This window comes from Pseudoalteromonas sp. A22, assembly GCF_018141345.1.
Taxonomy (GTDB): Bacteria; Pseudomonadota; Gammaproteobacteria; order Enterobacterales; family Alteromonadaceae; genus Pseudoalteromonas; species Pseudoalteromonas maricaloris.
Map to the genome: position 1 here is coordinate 1,907,750 of NZ_CP047238.1, position 26,288 is coordinate 1,934,037.

Annotated in this window: 17 protein-coding genes; 11 read left to right on the forward strand and 6 right to left on the reverse strand. The window is 44.5% G+C overall.

Features of this window, described 5'->3' with window-relative positions; all coding sequences use genetic code 11:
* The first annotated feature begins 1 nt into the window (after position 1).
* The 10 genes from GSF04_RS13395 to GSF04_RS13440 all read left to right on the forward strand — a co-directional run bounded on the left by GSF04_RS13395 (position 2) and on the right by GSF04_RS13440 (position 13,220).
* Positions 2–1,498: an aldehyde dehydrogenase (NADP(+)) gene (locus GSF04_RS13395; protein WP_211859777.1), complete on the forward strand. Its 1,497-nt coding sequence runs from the start codon at positions 2–4 to the stop codon at positions 1,496–1,498.
* 139 nt (positions 1,499–1,637) lie between these two features.
* Positions 1,638–2,303 (forward strand): GntR family transcriptional regulator, encoded by a 666-nt coding sequence (locus GSF04_RS13400; RefSeq protein ID WP_039495756.1) that lies wholly within the window; start codon positions 1,638–1,640, stop codon positions 2,301–2,303.
* Positions 2,304–2,581: 278 nt separating this feature from the next.
* Positions 2,582–4,477 carry a propionyl-CoA synthetase gene (locus GSF04_RS13405; protein WP_211859778.1) on the forward strand — a complete coding sequence of 632 codons (1,896 nt, stop codon included), beginning with the start codon at positions 2,582–2,584 and terminating at the stop codon, positions 4,475–4,477.
* A 758-nt stretch (positions 4,478–5,235) separates the two neighbouring features.
* Complete coding sequence (locus GSF04_RS13410) at positions 5,236–6,504, forward strand: efflux RND transporter periplasmic adaptor subunit (RefSeq protein WP_211859779.1); 1,269 nt, start codon at positions 5,236–5,238, stop codon at positions 6,502–6,504.
* A 41-nt stretch (positions 6,505–6,545) separates the two neighbouring features.
* Complete coding sequence (locus tag GSF04_RS13415; protein ID WP_010604884.1) at positions 6,546–7,241, forward strand: ABC transporter ATP-binding protein; 696 nt, start codon at positions 6,546–6,548, stop codon at positions 7,239–7,241.
* Positions 7,242–7,250: 9 nt separating this feature from the next.
* Positions 7,251–8,612 carry an ABC transporter permease gene (locus GSF04_RS13420; protein ID WP_211859780.1) on the forward strand — a complete coding sequence of 454 codons (1,362 nt, stop codon included), beginning with the start codon at positions 7,251–7,253 and terminating at the stop codon, positions 8,610–8,612.
* Positions 8,613–8,614: 2 nt separating this feature from the next.
* A complete protein-coding gene (locus GSF04_RS13425) occupies positions 8,615–9,835 on the forward strand; it encodes an FtsX-like permease family protein (RefSeq protein WP_211859781.1) in 1,221 nt (406 codons plus the stop codon).
* A gap of 57 nt (positions 9,836–9,892) precedes the next feature.
* Positions 9,893–11,212: a sigma-54 dependent transcriptional regulator gene (locus GSF04_RS13430; RefSeq protein WP_211859782.1), complete on the forward strand. Its 1,320-nt coding sequence runs from the start codon at positions 9,893–9,895 to the stop codon at positions 11,210–11,212.
* Positions 11,209–12,546, forward strand: a complete 1,338-nt coding sequence (locus GSF04_RS13435) for an ATP-binding protein (protein WP_211859783.1) — start codon at positions 11,209–11,211, stop codon at positions 12,544–12,546. Before GSF04_RS13430 ends, GSF04_RS13435 begins: the two co-directional genes overlap by 4 nt.
* Positions 12,547–12,773: 227 nt before the next feature.
* A complete protein-coding gene (locus GSF04_RS13440) occupies positions 12,774–13,220 on the forward strand; it encodes a hypothetical protein (protein WP_211859784.1) in 447 nt (148 codons plus the stop codon).
* 57 nt (positions 13,221–13,277) lie between these two features.
* Here GSF04_RS13440 and GSF04_RS13445 read toward each other — a convergent pair whose 3' ends face one another.
* The 5 genes from GSF04_RS13445 to GSF04_RS13465 form a co-directional block, all read right to left on the reverse strand.
* The gene (locus tag GSF04_RS13445; RefSeq protein ID WP_211859785.1) at positions 13,278–14,720 is read right to left on the reverse strand and encodes a catalase; all 1,443 of its coding nucleotides are present in this window, start codon (positions 14,718–14,720) and stop codon (positions 13,278–13,280) included.
* Positions 14,721–14,939: 219 nt separating this feature from the next.
* The gene (locus tag GSF04_RS13450) at positions 14,940–16,871 is read right to left on the reverse strand and encodes a S41 family peptidase (protein ID WP_211859786.1); all 1,932 of its coding nucleotides are present in this window, start codon (positions 16,869–16,871) and stop codon (positions 14,940–14,942) included.
* 234 nt (positions 16,872–17,105) lie between these two features.
* Positions 17,106–18,815, reverse strand: a complete 1,710-nt coding sequence (locus tag GSF04_RS13455) for an AMP-binding protein (RefSeq protein ID WP_211859787.1) — start codon at positions 18,813–18,815, stop codon at positions 17,106–17,108.
* 227 nt (positions 18,816–19,042) lie between these two features.
* Positions 19,043–22,216: a multidrug efflux RND transporter permease subunit gene (locus tag GSF04_RS13460; protein ID WP_211859788.1), complete on the reverse strand. Its 3,174-nt coding sequence runs from the start codon at positions 22,214–22,216 to the stop codon at positions 19,043–19,045.
* A gap of 4 nt (positions 22,217–22,220) precedes the next feature.
* Entirely contained in the window at positions 22,221–23,393 is a 1,173-nt protein-coding gene (locus tag GSF04_RS13465) for an efflux RND transporter periplasmic adaptor subunit (RefSeq protein WP_039495769.1), read from the reverse strand.
* A gap of 418 nt (positions 23,394–23,811) precedes the next feature.
* Here GSF04_RS13465 and GSF04_RS13470 point away from each other — a divergent pair, with 418 nt between their 5' ends.
* A complete protein-coding gene (locus GSF04_RS13470; RefSeq protein WP_010604874.1) occupies positions 23,812–24,414 on the forward strand; it encodes a TetR/AcrR family transcriptional regulator in 603 nt (200 codons plus the stop codon).
* Here the strand turns inward: GSF04_RS13470 and GSF04_RS13475 are convergent.
* Positions 24,398–26,242, reverse strand: coding sequence for an ABC transporter ATP-binding protein (locus GSF04_RS13475; protein WP_211859789.1), 1,845 nt, complete (start codon positions 26,240–26,242; stop codon positions 24,398–24,400). The two genes, GSF04_RS13470 and GSF04_RS13475, sit on opposite strands and share 17 nt — an antisense overlap.
* Between the last annotated feature and the right edge of the window lie 46 nt (positions 26,243–26,288).

Consider the following 26,288-nt stretch of genomic DNA (forward strand, 5'->3'; position numbering starts at 1 on the left):
AATGAATTTATCAGGAAAGAGCTACATCAACGGTGCGTGGCAAGCCGCACAAGCGGCAACAACGTTTTACGCGTTTTGCCCGGCAACCAATGAACCGTTAACGCAAGCATTTTTTAACGCCAGTGAAGCACAAGTAGAAGAAGCCATTAATGCAGCGGAGCAGGCCTTTAAGGCTTATCGTAAAACGTCGATGACTGCTCGTGCAGAATTTTTAGAGACCATAGCCCAAGAAATTCTCGCCTTAGGTGATGAGCTAATAACCACAACAATGGCAGAAACTAACCTACCAAGGCCAAGACTCGAGGGCGAGCGTGGCCGCACGGTAAACCAATTAAACGCATTTGCCGCAGCGCTGAGAGATAACCTAGCTGAGCTTTGCCTGACTAAGGAAGAGCAAGCGGACCCAAATCGCACACCGCTGCCTAAGCCAAAAACACAGCTTAAGCATATTCCTATTGGCGTTGTTGCAGTGTTTGGCGCGTCAAACTTCCCGTATGCCTTCTCTACGCTTGGGGGCGATACTGCAGCTGCGTTAGCCGCTGGCTGCCCTGTGGTATATAAAGGTCATCCAGCACATCCAGCAACGTGTGAGCTAATGACTAAAGCCATTGCCGCAGCAATAAGCAAGTGCGATATGCCCAGCGGGGTGTTTTCTATGCTGCAAGCGAAAGCATACGATGTCGCACATTGCCTGGTTAAAGCCGAGCCTATCAAAGCGGTTGGATTTACAGGCTCCTTTGGCGTTGCAAAAGCATTGCAAGACACCATCGCGAAGCGTCATGAACCTATCCCGCTTTACGGTGAGCTTGGCAGCGTAAACCCGCAAATTGTTTTACCTGAAAAAGTACAGGCACAAGGCGCAGAGCTTGGTGCACAATTTGTCCAGTCTTTACTTATGGGCAATGGTCAATTTTGTACTAGCCCCGGTATTTGGTTGGTGCCAAGTAGTAGTTCGCAAACATTTATCGAGACGGCTAAACAAAATATTAGTGAAGCGCCTTCAGATACCTTATTGACCCCTGGCATTTTAAAAGCATACCAAAACAGCATCGCGGCACTAAAAGCACACCCTCAGGTAACCTTATTAAGCTCTGGTGAGCAAGCACTGCCGTTTCACGCAAGCGCCCACTTGTTCCTAACGGATAGCGAAAGCTTTGCAACCGATGCAAGGCTTAAAGAAGAAGTTTTTGGGCCAAGTGCTTTAGTGGTGAGCTACGACAACTTAGCACAGCTTGAAGACTTAATCGCAGACTTAGATGGACAGCTCACCGCCAGTATTCATGGCACTGAGTCTGACCTACATCAAGCCGAAGATATTATAGAGGCGTTACAATACCGCGTAGGTCGATTGATTTACGGGCAAATGCCAACGGGCGTTGAAGTGTGCGCCACCATGAACCACGGTGGGCCGTTTCCGTCATCAACCGATGTACGTTCAACATCGGTAGGGTTAGAAGCGCTCAAACGATTCGTAAGACCAATTTGTATACAAAGTTAAGCAAACCAAGCCCATAGTATTGCTATGGGCTTTTTTATTTAGACATAATTCGCACATCGAACTTATATACTCGACAAACATGCAATTTGAACTCAGATACGTTTATAATGAGTTCATAAAACAATAATTACTAAATACTATGGCGATTGTACATAAAACTCGAACTCAATTAGTTGCTGAAGCAATTCGTGAAAAAATCCTCACTGGCGAAATCAAAGCGGGCGAGCCGCTGAGGCAAGCCGCGCTGGCAGATGAGTTAAATGTAAGCCGTATTCCCGTTAGAGAAGCACTCCTGCAACTAGAAGCCGAAGGCTTAGTTAACTTTGAAGCGCACAAAGGTGCGACGGTCACTCGCTTAAGTGCCGAGCAAATCGATGAAATATTTGATCTACGGGCATTGTTGGAAGCTGAGCTGTTACGCCACTCAATCGACAAGTTGACCGCACGCGACCTGCTCGAAGCCGAAGCCATTTTAGCCGAGCTTGAAGAAGCCACCGCCGCTGGTGATACACAGCTGGCAACAGGTAAGCTTAATGCCGAATTTCACAGCAAACTCTACAGCAAAGCACAGCGTCCACAAACTCGCGAACTGGTGGATGTGTACAGTAAAAACTCCGAGCGCTACGTGCGCATGCACATCCTACTTGCGGGCGGCATTAAAACCGCACCAGAGGAACACCGCCAGCTATTAGAGCTATGCCGCGATAAAAATACCAAAGGGGCTTGCGACTTTTTGAAAAAACATATCACCGGCGCAAAAGATGATATCAAAGCGTTGCTGCTAAAGCTTGAAAGCGAGCAGTAGGTAAATTTGGTTGTATAGGCCCTAGTGGATTTCTGAATAATAGTCATATCTATTCTCATGGCTATTGTTCAGGACGCTGTGATTACATATATATCAAATTAGAAGAACAAGTGCTCATTAACTAACACCCGTACTCGAGGCTGCTCCTTACCCAAACATAATCATATCTAACGACCCCAACTTTGATTTATATCATCCTCGCAAGACTAAAGTCTCATCAAAACTTGGCGGTTTTTTATCTATCTTTACTAAGTTCCAGCGAAACTGAGTAACTTAATATGACAACAACAACCTATCAACAGGCATATCAAACATTTTCCCAAGACCCAGAGGCATTTTGGCTTAAAGAAGCGACACGGCTTGATTGGCACACGCCACCAAAAATCGGACATAGCCAAGACCAAGAGGGGTTGAGTCATTGGTTTAGCGATGGCTTGATGAATACCAGTTATGTGGCACTCGACCATCATGTACACCAAGGGAGAGGGGAGCAAACAGCACTAATTTATGACTCGCCGGTGACGAATACCAAACGCAAAATTAGCTATCGCGAGTTGCTCTCTCAAGTGAGCCATTTTGCGGCTGGCTTAAATCAACTTGGTGTAAGCGTAGGTGATAGGGTCGTAATTTATATGCCCATGGTGCCAGAGGCGGTCGTTGCTATGCTTGCTTGTGCGCGCGTGGGTGCTATTCATTCCGTGGTGTTTGGCGGTTTTGCACCTCATGAGCTTGCGGTGAGAATAGATGATGCGAAGCCAAAGCTAGTGATCAGTGCTTCTTGCGGAATTGAAGTAGGCCGCACCATTGAATACAAACCTATGCTGGACGAGGCGCTTTCGGCGGCAAAACATCAAGTTGAGCATTGCATTGTGTTACAGCGTGAGGCATACCAAGCGCAGATGTCATCGCCAAGGGACCTAGATTGGACTGTGGTGGCAAACACGCCTGAATCCTTTGATGCCGTGCCGTTACCAAGCACGCATCCGCTTTATATTTTGTATACTTCTGGTACCACAGGCACACCCAAAGGAGTAGTACGAGAGCAGGGCGGTCACGCTGTGGCATTAAACTACAGTATGAAAACCGTTTACGGCATGAAGCCCGGTGAAGTGTTTTGGGCTGCATCCGACATTGGCTGGGTTGTGGGGCATTCTTATATTGTTTATGGCCCGCTGATTTATGGTTGCACCAGCGTATTATACGAAGGAAAACCGATTAAAACCCCAGATGCAGGGGCGTTTTGGCGAGTGGTAGAAGAATACCAAGTGACAGCACTTTTTAGTGCGCCCACGGCATTTCGTGCCATAAAAAAAGAAGATCCGAGCGCTGCGCTTTTGGCTAATTACAATACCAGCAGTCTAAAAACGCTATTTTTAGCTGGTGAACGACTAGACCCTGCTACCTACGACTGGCTACAGTCCACCACAAAGCTGCCAGTGATCGACCACTGGTGGCAAACGGAAACGGGCTGGGCAATTGCATCTAACCCAGTAGGGATTGAATTGATGCCTACAAAGGCGGGCAGTGCCACAGTTCCTACACCGGGTTATCAAGTTGAGATCCTCGATGTCGACGGCAGTCCATGTGAAGTCAATCAACAAGGCGTTGTTGCAGTTAAACTGCCCCTTCCTCCCGGTTGCTTAACTACTATTTGGAATAACACGGCGCGCTTTAAAGGCAGTTACTTATCACAATACCCCGGCTATTACCTCTCTGGTGATGGCGGGTATTTTGATGAAGACGGCTATCTGTTTATTATGGGCCGCACCGATGACGTAATAAACGTAGCCGGACATAGACTGTCAACCGGTGAAATGGAAGAGATAGTCGCAGGCCACAATGCAATTGCAGAATGCGCCGTATTCGCCGGTAAAGATGAGTTAAAAGGCCAAGTGCCCATTGCCATGGTGGTACTGAAAGATGGCGTAAACACCACTGAATCGGCAATTGCAGAGGAAATAAGAAGCCTGATCCGCGAAAAAATCGGCGCGATTGCCTGTCTTAAAACCATTAAAGTGGTTGAGCGTTTACCCAAAACCCGTTCGGGTAAAATTCTCAGAAAGAACCTACGCCAGCTGGTAGACGGAGAAGACATTGTCGTGCCATCTACCATTGACGACCCCGCCATTATAGAAGAGTTAAAGCAATTATGGGATATGAGCCAGCACCAATAGTTTTTGTGTGTTAGCGGGTTATCCCTAATGCTAAACGCGCATCAACATTAATTAGGAGCGGGTTCATCCCGCGATTTTTTGAGTGCGATTACCTCAAAAATCTGATGTCGTGATAAATCACGACCTACCAGTTTTAATCGCGATCTAGCTGTGTTGCTGAGCTACTAGGGCAAACCTTGTGCTAAACGCGCAGCAGTATTAGGTGGGAGCGGGTTCACCCCGCGATCTTTTGGAATGTGGCTCCTTCTAAAATCTGATGTCGTGATAAATCATGACCTACCAGTTTTAGTCGCGATTTAGCTGTGTTGCTGAGCTATTATGGTAAACCTTGAGCTAAACGCGCAGCAGTATTAGGTGTGAGCGGGTTCACCCCGCGATCTTTTGAGTGCGGTTACCTCAAAAATCTGATGTCGTGATCAATCACGACCTACGAGTTTTAGTCGCGATCTAGCGGTGCTGCTGAGCTATTCGAGTAACTTATGTTAAACGTGCATCAACATTATGTAGGAGCGGGTTCATCCCGCGATCTTTTGAGTGCGGTTACCTCAAAAATCTGATGTCGTGATAAATCACGACCTACCTGTTTTAGTCCTGTTCCGCTATTGTCCGCAAACTGTCCGGTGTCCGTCCAATCCCCTTGAATAAAGCCGTTAAATCTAATAAATGCCATAAAAAACAATAGTATAAATTCTGGCACGCTACTTGTTATTAGTTACTCATGATAATCGCGGACACCCACTTGTCCGCAAGGAGGTAGCATGATTAAAGATACAAGTGCGCAAGACAAACAAATCGCAAAAAAGCGAACCATAAAAAAGCCGGTGATTGCGTTATTGGCAGTTGGCATCACCTTAGGTGGATTAACTAGTGCTTGGCCAAGCATTAACACGATTTTATCTGCAGAGCAGACGGTATCGCGGGAGCAAGTACGTCTCGCCACGGTAGTGAGAGGTGATATAAGCGAAGATATTCGTGTTGAAGGGCGTACGCTCGCTGCGAATAATCCAGACTTATACGCCATCGCATCGGGCACAGTAACACTAAACGTTAAACCTGGTGATGCCATTAAGGCGGGACAAACGTTACTAAGCATAGACAGTCCGGAGTTGACTAACCGTTTATTACAAGAAGAAGCCACGTTTGAACGCTTACAAACTGAAGTTGAGCGTCAACGGATCTCAATTAAACAGCAGCTACTCGATACTAAACAACGCATGGAAATGGCGAAAGTAGACCTAGAAGCCGCCGAGCGAGAAATGGCGCGTTCAAAAGAAAGCATCGAAAAACAAATTATCTCAAAGTTAGAGTTTGAGCAGTCAATGGTTGAGCTAAAACGCGCACAGCTTCAAGAGCAGCATGCCATTGAATCGTTAAAACTTGAGCAAGAGCGACTCGCGTTTGAGCTCAAAAGCAGCGAGCTGAGCCTAACCAGACAACAGCATATTCTAGAAGAAGTGCAGCGTCAGGTAGCCGCACTTAATATTATTTCGCCGTTATCAGGTATTGTTGGTACGGTGCATGTCCAACAAAAGCAGTTTGTACAGCGAGACGCCGCATTAATATCACTGGTTGACCTTTCTGAGCTCGAAGTTGAAGCGCAGATCCCAGAAATCTATGCTGAAAACCTAGGTGTCGGCATGGCTGCGGAAGTATTTATTAATCAATACCAATACCGAGCTAAACTGGTTGCTATTTCTCCTGAAATTGAGGCCGGTCGCGTCAGTGCTCGGGTACGCTTTGACGAGCAGCCAAGCGGCCTTCGCCAAAATCAAAAGGTATCTACAAGAATTATCCTGTCGCAAAAGCAAGACGTGCTCAAAGTAAGGCGTGGCGCATTTGTTGAAACTGGTGCCGGGCGATTCACCTACGCGGTTATCGGTGAACAGGCTGATCAAACACCGATTCAGCTCGGTGTAAAAAGTATTTCTGAAGTTGAGATTGTCGACGGCCTGAGTGAAGGGCAAGAAATCGTGATCTCAAGTTTAGATCCGTTCAATAACAAAGCGCGAGTATTACTCGGGAAGTAGCCCCATCTTGCGTACCAAATAAGAATGAGAAGGAATAGATAATGTTAAAGATGAATGAAGTAAGCAAAATTTACCGCACTGATCTCATAGAGACCCATGCGCTCAGTAATGTCAACTTAACCATTGAAGAGGGTGAGTTTATTGCGGTTACAGGGCCGTCAGGATCGGGTAAAACCACTTTTTTGAATATTGCGGGTTTATTAGAGCGTTTTGAGCGTGGTGACTATTTTTTAGATGGTGAAAACGTTGCCAATCTTAACGATAAAAAGCTGTCACAGCTAAGAAACGAAAAAATTGGCTTTATCTTCCAAGGCTTTAATCTTATCAGCGATTTATCTTTATATGACAACGTTGAAGTCCCCCTTATTTTTAGGGGAATAAAAGCCAGTGAACGTAAAAAGCGTATTGAAGAAGCCCTTGAGCTTGTTGGTCTTGCAAGCCGAATGAAACATCATCCTGCACAGTTAAGTGGTGGGCAACAGCAGCGTGTGGCTATTGCCAGAGCGCTTGCAGGGAAACCTAGATTCCTACTTGCGGATGAGCCAACGGGTAACTTAGATAGCTTGATGGCAAGACAAGTGATGGATTTATTACAAGAAGTGAATCAGGCGGGTACAACATTGATTATGGTAACCCATGACAATGAGCTGGCACGACGAGCGGGTCGTAATATCCAAATTCTTGATGGTGAGCTAACCGACATCACTAAATCTCAGCTAACCGAACTGGCAGTGTAGGAGTAAGCGATGAAAGAGCTAATACTATTAGCTTGGCAGGGATTAAAGCAAAAACCCAAGCTAAGCGCACTGATGGTGATCAACCTTGCAGTTGGGATCACCTTGATGTTGACGATGTCAGCCATTGTAAAACAAAGCAGCAGTGAGGTGATTGGTCATAAGGGTGATTACTTGTACACCGCGGGTCTGAATTTTTTTGATAGTGACCAAGACGTTGTCGATTTTAACCAATTTCCTCGCTGGACATATCAAGATGCCCAAGCGCTTAAGCAAGCGGATTTACCATACGAGCATCTATCATTTAACTACACCACAGAGTTTATTGTGGGGCTGGCGGATAACTCAGTTAGACCTATTAGTGTAGAAGCTTCTGGTACAGATAGAGATATGTTTAGTGTACTAGATGCGCCGTTTATCCACGGAGCTTCTTGGAGTGAACAAAGCCAACAAAGTGGTGAAGCGGTCGCTGTGATCAGTAAAAACGCTAACGACCATCTTTTTGGTGGGGCGAATTCTGTCGGGCAGTTTATTCAAGTTCAAGGCGAACAAATACAAGTCGTGGGCGTGGTTGATTTAAGTAATTATAAACGTCGTTTCCAAGATTTGAGCTTTAGTAATAATTACAATCACGATGCTTTTATCCCGCTAAATTATGCCTATGCGCAAAACTTTCCACGAACAGGGCAAGTATCGTGTAGAACCGACGATTTATACACCGCAACCAACCCACGCAGCGGCAATATCGACATGCTGAAAAGTGCTGAATGTGGTTATTTGACGGTTTGGTTCCAGTACCAAAAAGATATGGGGGCGGCACATCTTGCAGAACTAAAAACTTGGTTGAATAACTATATTGCAAATCAGCAAGCGGTAGGCCGTTTTCAACATAATAATCTCACCGATTTTTATAGCATGGGCGAGCTCTATATTTTGATCCAACGCTTTTTGGCATGGGAAGCCATTTACCTAACGTTTTCGTATTTTCTGTTTGGTATTTGTTTAGTGAATACGGTTGGCATTTTGCTCGCCAAATTCCAAGCCAATCGCAAGCTTATTTCCCTTTATCGAGCGCTCGGCGCAAACCGTGGGGTAATAATGAAAATTCACTTTTTAGAGATCTTGATGCTCACGGTTGCGTCCGTAGCACTTGGCTTTGTATTGGCATTCGCGGGACTTGAATTGATGTTCCACCTACGTATGTATCAGGCAGATTATATGGCATTTGCCGAGCAAGTTCGTCAAATCTATCAGTTTGATGGTGAGCTGGCACTTTTGACCACCATAGGCATTTTCTTGGCGGTTGGGATATCTGGATTATATCCGGTATACCGTAGTAGCCGTGTATCACCAGCTGCAGAGTTAAGGGGGTAAGTATGGCGATTAAACATATTTTGAAACTGATCTTAAAGCAAAAAAGTATTGCACTGTTAATCATTCTACAAATCGCGATTACCGTGATGATTGTCAGCAATACCGCGTTTATTAGCTATGCAACGCTGCAAAACTGGCTAATACCTTCAAAGTTGGAAGAGCAACAAATTCTCAATGTAACGACACGTGTGTTTGATACCTCCGTAGACGTGCAGTCGCTTATAGAAAAGGATATTCAAGCGATTGAAAATGTGCCGGGGGTCGTTGCCGCATCTTATGCTGGTAGAGAGCTGGTATTAAACAGCTTAGGCCCTGGATGGACTATTTTTAAAGATACTCAACCAGAAACGGATTACAGCGTGTTCGGCTACTTTGGCTTGGATGAAAAAGGGGTAGATGTACTTGGACTTGAGCTCGTTGAGGGGCGTAGATTTTATGCCAGCGAATTTATCAAAGGTGATGAGGCAACAAAAAATGCAGGCGTTATTATGATAAGTGACGACCTTGCCACGTCCTTATTTCGTGATGACTCTGCTCTTGGACAGACGGTGTATATTTCAAGACAACGCATTCCACATCAAGTAGTTGGTGTTTATAAAGGTAAAATGCTTGGAGAAGGCGCAACATACAATCAACAACCCTACAATTCGGGGGTTGTACCTGAAGTCATTTGGGGTAACCGTCAACGAGCTAATTATTTAGTCAGAGTTGAAAAAGGCGTGTCTGAGCGAGTGCTAGAAGAAGTTGAAACGGCACTTTATCACACCAACGGACGAATGGTTGAGCGAGTAGAGTTTGTTGCCAGAGCAAAAAAACGTTTGTGGGATGGCCGTAGCACCTTTGCACTCACCATGGCAGGCATAAGCATCATTGCATGCGTGGTCACCGCGCTTGGTATTGTCGCACTTGTCAGTTTTTCTGTTAGCCTAAGAAAGAAAGATCATGGTGTACTTCGTGCGTTAGGTGCATCTAAAGGTAAAGTGATGTGGTCTTTAATTAAAGAAAATACAATTTTAGTCTTTATCGGTTTAGTGCTAGGCTTTGGTCTCTCGATTTTGCTTTACTATTTTTTGATGAATAATGTTCGCGTGCAAAGTGTGGTAGAGATCCCGTTATTGGTTGGGGTAGCTATTTTTACTTGGCTTGTGAGTACATTGGCAGTGTACCTGCCTGCCAAAGAAGCTGCGAAAGTGTCGCCGGCGCAAGTAACAAAATCGAGTTAATAAAAATAACAAAGCCCCGAAAGGGGCTAAATCTACAAATTAGGATCAAAAGCGTTCATGAGTGTATTGGTAATTGACGATAATCCGGATGTAATTCAAGCCATTAAAGTCCTTTTGTTGCTCAATGATATTCCGTGTGAAGGTGTTACCTCTCCGCAGCTGGGCCTAGAGAAGGTTCGTAGCAAACAGTTCGACTTGGTCATTCAAGATATGAACTTTACCCGAGACACCACCAGCGGCGCGGAAGGTAAAGCCCTGTATAAAGCTATTCGAGATTTAGAGCCAGACTTACCCATCATCTTACTGACCGCTTGGACGAATCTTGAAATGGCGGTAGAGCTAATTAAAGATGGTGCGGCAGACTACTTAGCCAAACCTTGGAAAGACCATAAACTCGTCACTTCAGTGAAGAACTTGCTCGAAATGCGAGAACTACAAGAGCAAGTAAGTAGCGCTGCGAGTCAGCGCAACGCCAGATTACAAAAGCTAAAAACGCAATACGACCTGTGTGGTGTGGTAGTAGCCGATCCGGCCATGTTGAGCTTGCTTGAAATGGCGACGCAGGTTGCGCACTCCGACGCGCCAATTCTGATCACAGGACCAAACGGCGCTGGTAAAGAGAAAATTGCAGAAATCGTGCAAGCCAATAGCAGCTATAAACATAAACCCTTTATTAAAGTGAATGCGGGGGCTATTCCGGCGGACCTCATTGAGGCTGAGTTATTTGGGGTTGAAAGTGGTGCTTACACAGGCGCACAAAAATCGAGGGCTGGGCGCTTTGAAGCCGCCGATGGTGGCACCTTGTTTTTAGACGAAATCGGCAACTTGTCTTTGGCAGGTCAGCAAAAGTTACTAAGGGTTTTACAAAGTGGTGAGTTTGAACGCGTTGGCAGTACGGTAACAAAAAGGGTAAATGTTAGGGTGATCAGTGCCACCAACAGTAATTTACCCGAGGCTATTCGCGCGGGGACTTTTAGAGAAGACTTGTACTATCGTATCAATATGATTGAGCTTAAATTGCCGCCATTATCTGAGCGAAAAGAAGATATTACGGTGTTGGTAGATCACTTTTTGCCTAGCAATAAGAGTTTGAGTAACGCAGCAATGAAGCAGTTAAAGCATCATACTTGGCCTGGAAACGTCAGGGAGCTTGAAAACACCATAGGTCGTGCTGTGCTATTAAGCTCAGGGCAAGAAATTGAGTGTGAGCATTTAGCAATTAAAACGCCACAACATGAAGAGCCGCTTGAATATACACAAGCAGATATCGAAGCAGCATTAGACAGCGCTGATGGCGTAGTTAGTAAAGCTGCACGAAAGCTGGGGTTAAGCCGCCAAGCGCTTTACCGGAGAATGGAGAAATTTGGTTTAAAATGACGGTGTCTCTTCAAGCAGCGGTGTCTGCATGCCTATTTGTATCACTATTGGTGTTTGCGGCTATTTTATGGCTGGCAGCTTCATTTGCAATACCAATTACTCTGGCAATTCCAGTGGGGCTGCTTGTCGCGGCGGTAGTTGGCATTGTCGGTATCAGTTACTTTTTCTCTCGCCAACAGCGGATTATAGATTGCTTAACGGACGGGATCCGCAGTTTTAAAGATCAAGACTTTTCAGTTCAAATTACCCATTTCGAAAGCATAGAAATGTCTGATTTAATTTTGGAATATAATCGTTTATCGACAACGCTAAAAAAACAGCGCCACGCCACTAGCCAAAGAGAGTTACTACTCGATACTATTTTGCAGGTATCACCGGTATCGATTTTACTGTTAAATCAGTTTGATCAAGTGGTATACGCTAATGATAAAGCAGGAAAATTACTTAATAACAACAAGTCGTTAAGCGGCCTAGTACTGCATCATGCCATCGCGAATGCAGATCCTAAGCTGCAAACCATTTTGCTACAAAAAGAATCTGGGTTTGTGACCTTTCAAGCCAATGATGAAAAGCAAAGCTATTACTTTTCAAGGCAGAGTATCACACTCAACCACCAGCCACATGTGTTGCTTATGTGTCAAAACCTATCTAGCGAAATGAGCCGCCAAGAGGTAGGGCTTTGGAAAAACGCCATCCGTCTTATCAGTCATGAGCTCAATAATTCATTAGCGCCTATTTCTTCACTGACTAACTCCGCAAATACGATTGTTGAGCGCAGTGGTAAAGAACAAAACCATGCCCTGATCCAACTGCTTCCCGATATGTTGGCAACCATTAATCGCCGTACCGAGAACTTGAGTGAGTTTGTCGCTAAATATAGCGAATTTGCAAGATTACCTGCGCCAAATATTACAGAGCAACCCTTGCAGCCCTTACTTGATACCGTTAGTAAGCTTTATGACTTTACTTTGCTGGCAGCACTTCCTTTGGAGCGCGCTTTTTTTGATCCCATACAGGTAGAGCAGGTGATGATAAATTTGGTTAAAAACGCCCATGAGTCAGGATCTAAAATAGATGAAATAGGCGTGAAGCTGCTGGTTGATTATCAACGTCTGATAGTCGTGGTTGTTGATAGAGGTGTAGGAATGGAAGAAGAAAAGCTAGCAAACGCAGTACTGCCATTCTTTTCTACTAAACCCAGTGGCACAGGCATAGGGCTAAGTATTTGTAATGAAGTCGCCATTGCCCACGGTGGACAACTTAAGCTATTTAATCGCGAGAAAGGTGGTCTAATGGTGCAGTTTGATTTACCACTCGTTGCACCTAAAGCATAGCGTTGTTATTGCACTAACCCATATCGGGTGGGAGCGGGTTCACCCCGGGTTCTTTGGGTTTTAATACCGTATCTCAGGCGGCGGAAATCTTTTGTCGTGATAAATCACGACCTACAAATAACAAGCTTCACAAATTTATTTTGTTAGCCTCATTTTCTGCTAAACGCATATCTATCGACAGGCAAAGGCAGAGCAGCGATACTCAAGCAAATTGACAATATAGGGAAATGAACTTGAACGCGCAAACTCAAACGACCAACTACTTTTTACTCTTCGCGGGTGTGTGTACAGCCATTGCGGCAGTGGCGCACATTGGCTGCATTATCTTTGGCGCGCCTTGGTATCGCTTTTTTGGTGCTGGCGAGGAAATGGCTACTATGGCCGATCAAGGGCTTATTTACCCTCACCTTATCACTGCCGTTATCGCTACGATTTTACTGCTCTGGTCATGCTACGCGTTTTCAGGGGCGAAACGGATCCGACAATTACCTTTGATGAAAGTCGCTTTGTGTGTAATAAGTGCAATCTTTTTAATAAGGGGAATTGGGTTTGTTTTTATCATGCCAACGATCCCAGATAACAGCATGACGTTTTGGTTGGTGAGTTCCTCAATTTGCTTGGTAATAGGTGGGGCTTACGCGCTTGGAACCAAAAAGGCATGGTCACAAATTTAGCAGCTTTAAAAGCTAGCACTTCAGGTGCTAGCTTTTTGTTCAGATTGGATAGTTTCTTTATTGATCTAGTGTCGTTCTAACACCGGCTTCAAGTTCTTCGTGAACAGATTTAAATAACCCAAGTTGGCGTTCAATGATATGCTCAGGTACACCCGCCATAGCGCGCGCTATGTTGCCGTACAAGCGCTGCTTTTGGGCATCATCAAATAGGCAATATAGAGCACGAGGCTGTGAAAAATCATCATTGTCTTTGCGGTGGTCGTATCTATCCGCCATTCCTTCAAGCTCAAGAGCAGGGCGTTTATACTCTGGGCTCTCTTTTGGGCCTCCCATCGAATTAGGCTCGTAGTAAGCATCTTCGTTACCACCGGGTTCATTGTTAAAGAACCGCATTGCACCGTCTTTGTGGTAATGATGCACAGGGCATTTTGGGCGATTAACAGGTAATGCCTCATAATGCGTACCGAGTCGGTAGCGGTGAGCATCGGCATAGGAGAAAATGCGTGCTTGCAACATTTTATCGGGAGAAAATCCAATTCCAGACACCACGTTAGACGGACTAAATGCAGCTTGTTCTATCTCTGCAAAATAATTGTCTGGTACGCGATTTAATTCGAGTGTGCCAACATCAATGAGTGGAAAGTCGCCATGCGGCCAGACTTTGGTTAAATCAAATGGATTGTGTTGGAACTGTTTTGCTTGCGCTTCAGTCATCACTTGAATCTTCATATCCCATTTCGGATAATTTCCGCGCTCTATGGCCTCAAGCAAGTCCTCTTGAAAGCTCTCCCTGCTTTCGCCAATTACTGATTTTGACTCTTCATCGGTATGATGCTGGTGGCCTTGTTGGGTTTTCATATGAAACTTCACCCAAACTCTTTGGTTTTCCTCGTTAATCAAACTAAAGGTATGAGAGCCATAGCCATTCATATGTCTCACATCCGTTGGCAAGCCACGGTCAGACATTAAAATCAATACTTGATGCAGGCTTTCTGGCGACAGTGACCAAAAATCCCATTGCGCGGTGTTGGAACGCAGGTTGATTTTTGGGTGGCGCTTTTGGGTGTGAATAAAATCTGGGAATTTATACGGATCACGGACAAAAAATACGGGGGTATTATTGCCAACTAAATCCCAATTTCCTTCATCAGTGTAAAACTTTATTGAGAAACCTCTTACGTCACGCTCCGCATCCGCAGCCCCTTTTTCGCCGGCTACCGTTGAAAAGCGCATCAGAATGTCGGTTTGCTTACCAACCTCAGCAAATAGATTAGCCTTGGTATATCGGCTTATATCGTTTGTTACCGTAAATGTTCCAAACGCACCCCATCCCTTAGCATGCACGGTACGCTCTGGTATACGCTCTCTATTTTGATGCGCCAGTTTTTCGATTAACTGGTAGTCCTCAACCAATAATGGGCCTCGAGGACCTGCGGTAAGGCTATTTTGATTATCGGCGATTGGATTACCTGCGGTGGTGGTTAATGGACACTTCGTCATTGCTCGTTTCCTTCATATAAAATTTAGAAATTAACAGCAATAAATGAACCAAAATAAAAGTGAAATAAAAACAATCTGTTATAAATGTTGTCGGCGGGGGATGTGAGTTTTACTGAGCAAAGTTTTCAGAGTGATGTAAGCGCTACGTGAATTATACAGACTGTTGAAATGCAGCGGTTTCATCCGCTGCAAATTTAGAAATTAATGGTAGCTAAAGTATTAGAAAAACCTCGTTGAATTCCATAAACGCGTTTTACCACTATCTAACCCAACAAACTGCACCGTACCAGTCGTTACGTTACTTGGTAATGTATAGCTAATCGTTTTAGCTTGAGTACCATACGCAAATGCAGAAATACGTTTTACTTTAGTGCCATCAATGTATACGTCTACGTATTCTGTGTTGGTTACATCAAAATTATACACTCCGTTAGTTTCAGCAACCGACGCAAATCTATCTGAATTAAATGCTACCGTTGCACGCGCTGTGGGTTTTGCGAGTAACTTACGAGCGATCGTATTGAAATCTTGAGTATCACCATCGAATATGTCTTCAACGTTATAACTGACAACTTCATTGGCAACACAGCCGTAGTCCTCAATGAGCGCATTGATGTGATGACCTTGACGTACCGACTGACGCCACGACACCCGCATACTTTGATCATAAGGTAGCGCTTGATATGGTGCACCCACGTACTGTACAAATAAACCGTGCTCAATTACGTTTGCGCCACCTGCACCAGTACGTTCGTGCTGTCCAAATACGGTTGCAATACCGTTATCTTGCATACCACATGTGAACATATCACCTGCAGAGTAGGTGTTAGCGTTTGTCCAAACCCCCACGTTACCATAATATGCCTGCCCAATCTGGTTCACTGCATCTTTTGTCATGAATGAGGTTGCAGCAGAGTATTGTTCATTGGTGCCTTGTACGTCAGCTAATACTTGGTGCCAATTATCACTTAGGTAAGTACCGAACAGGGAATTATTTAGAATATGGTGGTTCTCAGGTGTGTTGATAAAGCGTACATGAGACGGAGTAACACGTTTTGGTGTAAACAGTTGTAGTAAATAGTCGTTATATAGAATATTACCACCAGGGTTGCTTCTAACATCAATAATAAGTGCTTTCGTGTCACTTAGCTGGTTATCTAAGATATCTATGATGGCAACAAGGGCAGTGTTAGTTCCATTTTTAGGTGAAAAAGAGGCAATCTTAATATAGCCGACTGACTCGCCGTCTACTTGTACTTTATTCCATGTTACCGTCGGCTCAGCAGTGGCATTGGCTGCTAGGGCAAAAGCACTATCTTGTGCTGCAGCTTCTAACTCTTTAAATGTAGCAAATTCATAGTTAATACTTTGCGTAAACTGCGCTGCATTATCCTCTGTATTCGCTTGTGTAGTCGGATTTCCGTTGTAAACCAACCAAGGCAAGTTAACACTATATATTTCGCCCGTTTCGTAAGATTCCAAAGTAAGCGTTAGCGCGTCATTTTGTGGCGGCATCTGTTTATTATGTGATTTGATAGTCAAGTTATTTAACGCACCAACAAACCCGCCATCTGGATTAGCCCCACCGCCTTGGAATAGTGTGTTGTTTACTACATCCGTTACTGCTTGGCCGTTGTATGCAATGACTTTATCACCTAAAGAAACCGTTGATGTATCTGGTGCAAGTACGGTGTAGTTTTGCCAGATACGGTTTACGCGTACTTCCTTGCTGCCATCTGTATTGACGGTTTGTGCAAAATGAACTGGCACAAAAGAAACAAAGTTTTTCATTGGTGCCGGGTAGTTATAGTCCAAATGAAAATCTCGCTGAGATAAGAAGATCTTTTGCAGCTGCTGATGAAATTGAGAAGAACTTAGATTTCCCATGTTATTGATTAAGTCGTCTACTGCAACGACTGGGTCTAAGTGTCCGGCCGGAGAAAGACCGTAGTACAGGTTTTTGGCATATTTATTGACGTATAAACCGTCAAGTAATAGTTTTGCTTGCTCAGCTACAAGCGCTTTTTGTTCATAACTATAATCTTGAATACTAATTTGGTCGCGTGTGTCTTCAAGATAGGATATTTGTGCCATTGCACCCGTTGTAAAGCTTAATGCCAGAAGACTGGCAACTGTTGATAATTTAAACATATTGTTATTGTCCTGTATATGGAAACAAAACTGTTTTATATCTTTTGGGTACAAAAGTCGATAGGTGTTAAACAAAATGATAATAATTTGTTGCTTTTATGTGTGTTGATTAAACCGAACTTCCTACTCTTTGTAGGCTAACTAAGGAGAGTATTGGGAGAATTGAGTTTTAGAGGATTATTTGATTTGCCACGCAACACTCATTTGCGTGGCATCAAGGATGTCGAACGCAAATTAGGCTGTTTGATGTAACTCTTGCTCCATTTGATCTCTCATTTTAAACTTTTGGAGCTTACCCGTTACCGTCATCGGATAGGCATCAACCAATTTGATGTATTTTGGCACTTTGAAATAGGCGAGTTTATCTTTTAAAAATACACGAATATCTTCTTCCGAAATATAGTGCCCGGGCTTAAGTTGAACCCAAACACATACTTCCTCACCATATTTTTCGTCTTTGATCCCAAATACAGCGGCGTCTTGAATATCATGATGATGATAAAGCACTTCCTCAATTTCTCTGGGGTAAATATTCTCGCCACCGCGAATGATCATGTCTTTTATGCGGCCGACGATGCTAACGAACCCTTCGTCGTCCATTACCCCTAAATCGCCAGAGTGTAGCCAGCCGTCGTCATCTATGGTCGCCGCCGTTTTTTCTGGGTCTTGCCAATAGCCTTTCATTACACAATATCCTCGGGCACATACTTCACCAGGCGTACCAATTGGGGCAATATGTCCTAGCTCGTCAATAATTTTGACCTCGGTATGTGGCATAGCACGACCAACAGTCTGCACGCGTTTTTCTACAGGCGAATCGATCTCGGTAATATTATTGATTGGGCTGCACTCGGTTTGCCCGTAACCAATGAGTACATCGGTCATATGCATTTGGGTTTGTACTTGGCGCATGACCTTTTCTGGACAGGTGGAACCTGCCATCACCCCAGTGCGCAGCGAAGATAAATCAAACTGCGTAAAGTCTGAGTGTTCTAATTGTGCGATAAACATTGTTGGTACACCGTGAAGCCCGGTGCATTTTTCTCGTTCAACAACTTCTAAGGTGACAAGCGGATCAAAGCTATCGTTAGGGAATACGGCGCACGCACCTTTACTAATACAAACGAGATTACCGAGTACCATACCAAAACAATGATAAAGCGGCACGGGAATACAAAGCTTGTCTTGCTCTGTGAGCTTCATAGCATTGGCGACGAGTAATCCGTTATTGAGGATATTACTGTGGGTGAGGGTGGCGCCTTTTGGATTGCCAGTAGTACCTGAAGTAAATTGAATATTGATAGCGTCACAGGCATTTAGGGTGGCTGCAATCGCATTTGCCTCAAGATAGTGGGCATCATTAGCTTTAGATAACAAAGTGCTGAAATTCATTAGACCCGGTTCAATATCCTCGTCAATCAGCACAATCTGTTTGAGTGAGGGAAGGCGCTGTGAAGATAATTCGCCAAACATGCAGTCGTAGGATTCTGGTGCCAGCTCTCTAATCATGTCAACGTAATGGCTATGTTTAAAAGACTTCGCCATAACTAACATCTTACACTCAACATTGTTTAGCACGTATTCAAGTTCGCTTGGGCGATAGGCGGGGTTAATACACACCATAATTACACCAATTTTAGCAGTTGCGAATTGCACTAGACTCCATTCAAGGTTGTTCGGAGACCAAATCCCAACTCTATCCCCCGGTTTGATCCCCACAGCTAAAAGGCTTGCGGCAAGTTGATCTATTTTTGCGAGGTACTCACGATAATTTAAGCGAACTGATTGATGAGAGACAACAATGGCTTCTCTTCCTGGATAATTGTCGACAATATTTTCTAGATATTGCCCTATGGTGAGTTGAGTGAGCGGTGCTACTTGGGGGCCTTTGAAGTAACTCTTTGTAAGTGAACCTGCTTTTATTAATTGGCTCTCGGTCGTCATATCTTGTCCTTGCTGTTGATCTCTAGTTTTTATCATTATGCTTTATCAGTGATAACCTAATTGTCGACAAAATCAAGTGCAATTGGACGAAAAGCATGAAATTACGACTAATGGCTAGTGATAAAGTGTGTAATGGCAAGGTAGTGGAAAGGTGGTAGTAGCTTTATCAGACATATAAAAAACGCCTGAAAATTCAGGCGTTTTGTGGTTTAACTTAAGGGATGTTATTAAGCTAATCCTTCATCTGTATCGACATGCTCATCTTTATGATGCTTCGCGATTTCATCTGAAAGTTCTTGCTTAGAACGCTTCTCTGACATCCGTCTTGCCATTAGCCAGTAAAAGAACAGGGGCAAGAAGAATACTGCAAGGAAGGTAGCCGAGAGCATACCACCCATTACGCCAGTACCCACACTGTGTCTTGCTCCTGCTCCAGCTCCAGAACTCATAACCAGCGGAACTACGCCAAGTATGAAAGCAAGTGAAGTCATGATAATAGGTCTAAAACGCAGTCTCGCTGCTTCAAGGGCTGCGGTTGCTGGACTCCATCCTTCTTGATATTTCATTAGCGCGTACTCGACAATAAGAATGGCATTTTTACTTGCAAGGCCCAGTAGGGTAACCAAACCGATTTGGAAGTAAACGTCGTTGGTCAGCCCAGCAATCCAGATTGAGACCAAGGCACCGAAAGTACCAAATGGTAGCGCTAACATAACCGAGAATGGCAATGACCAGCGCTCATAAAGTGCTGCGAGGATCAAAAATACCATGATCACGGCCATACCGAGTGCAATACCAGTTGTGCCAGAGTTTTGCTTTTCTTGGAACGCGGAACCCGTCCACTCGAAAGTCATATCTGGTGGTAGTACTTTGTTGGCGATACGCTCAAACTCCGCGATAGCTTGACCTGAGCTGTAGCCAGGTGCTGCTTCGCCCATTAACTTAACTGCAGATAAGTTATTGTAACGATTCATGGTTTCCGGACCGCGACTATACTCAACATCCGTAAATGCAGAAATTGGTACCATTTCGCCACGATTGTTTTTCACATAAATGCGGCCTACATCTTCCGGTGTCATTCTAAACTCGGCTTCTGCGGACATAATCACCTGCCATGCACGGCCAAACTTATTGAAGTCGTTGACGTAGTAATTACCTAAATTTGCTGCAAGTGCGTTAAACGCAGAATTGATATTAACCCCCATGGCACGCGCTTGTTCACGATCCATATGTACCTTTAGCTGCGGTGCATCAGGACGCCATAGCGTTTGAATGCCTGTAAGGATTGGGCTCTTCTGCGCCTCGGCCATGATCATCTGCATGCCTTGCTTCAATTTAGCGGGATCAGAGCCGCCTTTATTTTGCAAGAAGACTTCAAATCCGCCTGTTGTACCCAAGCCGAAAATTGGCGGTGGGTTAAACGCCAGCACTAATGCTTCGTTAATATGCGCGGTTTTCATAAATAGCTCACCAACTAGTTCCTTCGCTGACACATCGCGTTCATCCCAATGTGTTTGTGTCACGAACATAGTCGCCGCGCTGTTTTTGAAGCCACCACCGATGAAGTCCATTCCCGTAAACGCCACGACGTTTTCGTTAGCAGGGTTAGACTTTGCAGCAGCTATCACTTCATCGGCCACTTTAGCGGTGCGCTCTAATGAAGAGCCGTCAGGCAAAAACACCGCTATCATGTAGTAACCTTGGTCTTCGTCTGGTACCAAAGAGCTTGGTGTTTTTTGCCACAGGAATACCGTTGCACCAATCATCGCTACCATCAATGTTAGGCCTACAAAACCACGGCGAACCATAAAGCTAACCGTGCCAACATAGCGTCCGGTTACACGATGGAACCAGTCATTGAACCACAAGAAAAACTTGGCATCTTGTTTGTGCTCGTGCTTAAGCAGCAATACACAAAGTGCAGGCGTCATTGTCAGTGCAACCACACCGGATAAACTTACAGAGATGGAGATTGTGATCGCAAATTGGCGGAATAGTTCGCCTGTTAACCCACCCAGGAAAGCGATAGGTACAAACACCGAACACAATACCAATACAATCGCGACTACGGGGCCGCTTACTTCTTGCATCGCTTTAACCGCTGCTTCTCTAGCCTGCAAGCCTTGCTCATGCATAATCCGCTCGACATTCTCAAGTACTACGATGGCGTCATCTACCACGATACCAATCGATAACACCATGCCGAACAGCGTAAGCGTGTTAATCGAGTAACCGAGCATATAGAGACCTGCAAATGTACCAAGTAACGAGACCGGAACTGCAAGCGTTGGAATTAGCGTTGCACGCCAGTTTTGCAAGAACAGGTAAACCACTAAGAATACCAAGATCATTGCTTCACCAAGCGTTTTTAACACTTCTCGAATTGAGACTTCTACAAAGCGTGTGGTGTCGTAAGAGTTAACGTGAGCGAGACCTGTAGGGAACTGAGGTTTGATCTGTTCAATTTCAGCCTCTACTGCTTTAGCCACGTCAAGCGCATTCGCGCCCGGTTGTAAGAATACACCGAGTAATACCGCTTCCTTACCGTTAATAGTACCTTGGAAGTTATAGTCTTTAGAACCAAGCTCTACGCGAGCAACATCCTTAAGGCGCAGTGTTGAGCCATCAGGGTTTGCACGAACGATGATATTTTCGAACTCTTCAGCCGTCGATAAACGTCCTTTCGCGGTGACACTATAAACGAGCGATTGCGCGTCTTGAGATGTCGGTGTTGCACCAATACTACCCGCTGCATACTGAGAGTTTTGCTCTCTAATTGCACCCGCAATATCGTCAGCTGTGACTTGCAGTTGACTCATAATATCCGGGCGCAACCAAATACGCATGGCATAGTCTTTAGCACCGAAAATCTGCACGTTAGTCGTACCAGGAATGCGTTTGACGCGGTCAAGGATATTCATGGTGACGTAGTTAGATGTCCAGAGACTTTCTCGAGTACCATCTGGCGAATAGAATGCGTGTACTTGTAAGAAGTTAGAAGATGTCTTTTGAACCACCACGCCTTGGCGTCTAGTTTCTTCAGGGAGACGAGCTTCTACTTGCTTCACCCGGTTATTTACATCTACGGCAGCTTGATCAACATCCGTTCCAATCTCAAAAGTAACTGCGATCGTCGTTACGCCAGAGTTCGTACTGGTTGATGTCATGTACATCATGCCTTCAACACCGGTGATCGCGTTTTCTATAGGGGTTGCAACAGTTTGTTCTAATACATCTGCTGATGCACCAGGGTATACCGCGCGTACCTCAACTTGAGGTGGTGCAATTTCGGGATACTGTGCAACAGGCAAACTGCGCATAGCAGCAAGCCCGGCAAGCACTATCACGATAGAGATAACAAAGGCAAAAATAGGCCTGTTTATGAAATATTTGGAGAACATCAGATTATTCCCCTTGCTCGCTCACAGACACTGGCATACCAGGGAAGAAGATCCTCGCCATACCTTCAACGATGACAGGTTGACCTTCTTTTAAGCCTTCGCGAATAACCCACATATTCTCATTATTAAGCTTGACCCATTCACCAACTTTGACCGGCGCAGGTAGGGCTACGGTTGCACCTTGTTCATTTTTGGTAGCAATGTAGACAAATTTCCCCGTACCATTGTCTAGTACCGCTCTTTGTGGAAGTACAACGGCATTATTGCGTACCGCACCAGAGAGCTTAACTCGCACAAACTGACCCGGTCTTAACTCACCATTTTCATTAGGAATACGAGCTTGTAACTCACTGGTACCCGTAAAGCGGTTTACCCGGACGTCGCTAAAGTTTACTTTACCAGCTTGTCCGTACAGTGAACCATCTTGCAGAATAATCGTAGTATCAAATTCATTGTTTTCCGGTAATGACAATGAGCCATTTTCTACATCTTGGCGCATTGTAAGCTGCTCACGCTCTGAGAAGCCAAAGCGAGCACGAATGGTGCTGATGTCGGTAAGTTCAGTTAATAGTACACTCGGACCGGAAACATAGCTGCCTTCTGACATCAGCTCACGACCCACAATACCAGAAACTGGTGCTTCAACTTTGGCATATTCAAGGTCCAGCTTAGCTTCACTCAACGCGACTTTTGCAGATTCTAAATTCGCAACTGCAATATCGTAAGCCGATACTGAGTTATCAAAGTCGCGCTTTGATACTGAACGCTCGTTCTTCAAACGCTCAAGCCTTTCGCTCTCGCGCTTAGTTTGATCAACGTTTGCTTTTGCTGCCTGAAGTGCTGCCTGCGCTTTTTCTACCGCTAATTCAAAAGGTTTAAGCTCGATGGTGAATAATGAATGACCAGCTTTTACAAACTGACCTTCCTCAAAGTTGCGAGATTCGATGATCCCAGACACTCGAGAACGAATTTCGACTTCTTTATCTCCCGCGAGAGTGGCCGGAAGTTCGATATCGAAAGGTACTGATTGAGTAGTAACTTGTTGTACACTCACTTGCGCAGGTGGCATTGCATGGCCCCCTTGCTGTGGTGCTTCTGAACACGCTGACAAAGTGCCTAACGTGAGCATTAAAAAAGATAGGTGTTTAACACGACTGCGTATTGATGCTGGATACATGAACACTCCAATTCCTATATTATCATTTTATGCTGCCCCGGCTTCGACGGGGAACTACCTTGCAATTTGCCTTTAATAACGCACACTCAACTGGATGCAATCAGTCAAGTGACTTCATTTCATACCTTAACCACACCAAAGTAAAGGCTATTTGTTCGACAATTAAACAAGTAAACGGTAGTGTATACTTAAAGAAATAAAAGGTAAACGGTTGCGTGTACTTTTCTTCAATTTAGGTATACGATCATGTGTACTTTTTATTAACGACTTTATTGATTAAAATAAAGGGAATGTTGATTTATTACGAAGAAGGCTTACCTCTGTATAGAGAGGTGATTCTTGGTATACAACTGACCATGTGAGTAGCAGCTATCAATGGCTCGCTTTTCCCACTATTAATTAAAGACAGAATAAGTAAATGACGCAACTTTCACCAAAACAGCAGTCAATTTTATGTGCAGCGATAGAAGAATTCGCTCAAAAAGGCTTGCAGGCGACGACGATGGAGTCGATCAGTCAATCAGCGGAAGTATCAAAGCGCACGTTATACAAGCATTACTCGACCAAAGACGAGCTCTTTGATGCCGTTGTTGAGCTGTTAATTGAGCGAATTAAGCCGATAACTGCGATACAATTTATCCCAAACTATGACTTTTCAGTGCAACTGCAACATCTTGCGAAAAGCGCAATGACTTTGTTGAATGACGAGGATTATATGCGTTTGTCGCGTATTGTGATGATTGAATCGATGCGTAGCTTTGAGCAAGCACAGAATTTAAATGAAAAGTTTAGTCATTGTGAAGCCGCGATGATCCAATGGTTCGAAGATGCTGCGAATTCAGGGTGTCTTGGTAGTTTTGATGCGGACTTTGCCGCAGCGTACTTTTGGGGCGCACTGAAAAAGCTAGGCTATTGGGAACGCGCGATAAAATGGCAAGCTCCGCTTCCAGAAGCAGAGCTTGATATATTAGTTGAAAAGGCGGTCTCGCTATTTTGTAATGGCGTTACTCAACGCCAATAAATCCACCGGTTTGATGTGACCACAGTTTGGCGTAAATACCACCTAAAGCTAGCAAGGATTGATGGCTTCCTTCTTCTACTATCCGACCTTCATCCATAACGATTAATCTGTCCATTTGTGCAATCGTGGATAACCTATGGGCAATTGCAATAACGGTTTTACCTTCCATCAGTGCATCTAAGCTCTCTTGGATAGCTTGCTCAACCTCAGAATCCAAGGCTGAAGTGGCTTCGTCTAAAATTAAAATTGGCGCATTTTTTAGTAATACACGGGCAATGGCGATACGTTGGCGTTGGCCACCTGATAGTTTCACACCGCGTTCACCTACTTGTGCGTCAAAGCCAGTATTACCGTGACTGTCTTCTAAGTCTTGGATAAAATCGTAAGCCTGCGCTTCTTTTGTTGCGGCTATTAATTCTTCTTCTGATGCATCAGGGCGACCATAAAGAATATTGTCACGCACGCTGCGATGGAGCAAAGAAGTATCTTGCGTCACCATGGCGATATGACGTCTTAAGCTTTCCTGTTTTACTTTCGCAATATTTTGGCCATCTATTTCGATGCTGCCGCCGTCGGTATCGTAGAATCTCAGTAATAAGTTCACTAAGGTCGACTTCCCCGCACCTGAGCGGCCAACTACACCAATTTTCTCCCCGGGTTTGATATGTAGGTTCAGGTTGTCGATGACGTTATGTTGTCTCGCTGCATCTTTACGCTTATAAGCGAAGGTAGTGTTACAAAAGTCGATTTTTCCGGCTTTAAAATCTAACTGTGGCGCTGTCTGTTGGTCAACAATATCAAGTGGTCTTGAGAGTGTGTTCATGCCGTCTGCAACGGTACCAATATTTTCGAATAGGCCGCTAATTTCCCACATTATCCACTGTGCCATGCCATTTAGACGTAAGGCTAAACCTACTGTAATCGCAATTGCACCAGCGGTTATTGCATTAAATGACCATAAGTAGATTGAAAGAGCGGCAACGGAAAATACCAGCAGATAATTTAAGGCCTGAATACTAACATTTAAACTAGTTGCTAAGCGCATCTGCTTATAAACAGGTTGAATAAACACATCCATGCTGTCTTTGGCATATTCTTCTTCTCGTTTGGTATAAGAGAAAAGCTTTACGGTTGAAATATTGGTGTAGCTATCAACTATCCTTCCCGTCATTTCTGAGCGCGCGTCAGCCTGCTCACTAGAAACGCGTTTTAGTTTAGGAACAAAATAAAACTGGAAACAGATATAGCAGCCAAGCCAAATAACCAAGGGGATCATCAAACGTATATCACTGCTTGCAACAAGCGCGAGCATTGCGGTGAAGTACACTAAAATATAAACCAGTACATCGAGTAGTTTCATGACTGATTCGCGCACAGCTAGGGCAGTTTGCATCACTTTAGTTGCAATACGTCCTGCAAACTCGTCTTGATAGAATGTCATAGACTGCTTTAGCAAGTAGCGGTGTGCCTGCCAGCGAATAGCCATTGGGTAATTACCCAATAAACTCTGATGCAAAATGGCGCTGTGAAAAAAGACTAACAGTGGCAGCGCCACTAACGTGATCACAGACATTCGGATTAACTCGGCTTGTTTGGCTTCAAATAGAGTTTGTGGTGTATAAGTGGAGAGCCAGTCAACCAAATCACCCATAAAGCCAAATAATGTTACTTCCAAAATTGCGAGGATCGCAGCACTTAGCGACATAAATAATAAGGGTAATTCCATTCCCTTAGTATAGAAGCGACAGAAAGCCAACAAACCGTGTGGTGGCTGACCAACTTCTTGCTCGGGAAAGGGTTTGGTAAAGCGTTCAAATACTCGATACATGGATGATCCCTAAATTTGTTCAGAAGCTAGTCTACCTTGATAGTAT

Excerpts from the sequence above, each read along its gene's own strand:
- GSF04_RS13410 (WP_211859779.1), top strand. The coding sequence starts at position 5,236 with ATGATTAAAGATACAAGTGCGCAAGACAAACAAATCGCAAAAAAGCGA.
- GSF04_RS13475 (WP_211859789.1), bottom strand. The coding sequence starts at position 26,242 with ATGTATCGAGTATTTGAACGCTTTACCAAACCCTTTCCCGAGCAAGAA.
- GSF04_RS13460 (WP_211859788.1), bottom strand. The coding sequence starts at position 22,216 with ATGTTCTCCAAATATTTCATAAACAGGCCTATTTTTGCCTTTGTTATC.
- GSF04_RS13420 (WP_211859780.1), top strand. The coding sequence starts at position 7,251 with ATGAAAGAGCTAATACTATTAGCTTGGCAGGGATTAAAGCAAAAACCC.
- GSF04_RS13470 (WP_010604874.1), top strand. The coding sequence starts at position 23,812 with ATGACGCAACTTTCACCAAAACAGCAGTCAATTTTATGTGCAGCGATA.
- GSF04_RS13400 (WP_039495756.1), top strand. The coding sequence starts at position 1,638 with ATGGCGATTGTACATAAAACTCGAACTCAATTAGTTGCTGAAGCAATT.
- GSF04_RS13395 (WP_211859777.1), top strand. The coding sequence starts at position 2 with ATGAATTTATCAGGAAAGAGCTACATCAACGGTGCGTGGCAAGCCGCA.
- GSF04_RS13435 (WP_211859783.1), top strand. The coding sequence starts at position 11,209 with ATGACGGTGTCTCTTCAAGCAGCGGTGTCTGCATGCCTATTTGTATCA.
- GSF04_RS13405 (WP_211859778.1), top strand. The coding sequence starts at position 2,582 with ATGACAACAACAACCTATCAACAGGCATATCAAACATTTTCCCAAGAC.
- GSF04_RS13425 (WP_211859781.1), top strand. The coding sequence starts at position 8,615 with ATGGCGATTAAACATATTTTGAAACTGATCTTAAAGCAAAAAAGTATT.
- GSF04_RS13445 (WP_211859785.1), bottom strand. The coding sequence starts at position 14,720 with ATGACGAAGTGTCCATTAACCACCACCGCAGGTAATCCAATCGCCGAT.
- GSF04_RS13440 (WP_211859784.1), top strand. The coding sequence starts at position 12,774 with ATGAACTTGAACGCGCAAACTCAAACGACCAACTACTTTTTACTCTTC.
- GSF04_RS13465 (WP_039495769.1), bottom strand. The coding sequence starts at position 23,393 with ATGTATCCAGCATCAATACGCAGTCGTGTTAAACACCTATCTTTTTTA.
- GSF04_RS13450 (WP_211859786.1), bottom strand. The coding sequence starts at position 16,871 with ATGTTTAAATTATCAACAGTTGCCAGTCTTCTGGCATTAAGCTTTACA.
- GSF04_RS13455 (WP_211859787.1), bottom strand. The coding sequence starts at position 18,815 with ATGACGACCGAGAGCCAATTAATAAAAGCAGGTTCACTTACAAAGAGT.
- GSF04_RS13415 (WP_010604884.1), top strand. The coding sequence starts at position 6,546 with ATGTTAAAGATGAATGAAGTAAGCAAAATTTACCGCACTGATCTCATA.
- GSF04_RS13430 (WP_211859782.1), top strand. The coding sequence starts at position 9,893 with ATGAGTGTATTGGTAATTGACGATAATCCGGATGTAATTCAAGCCATT.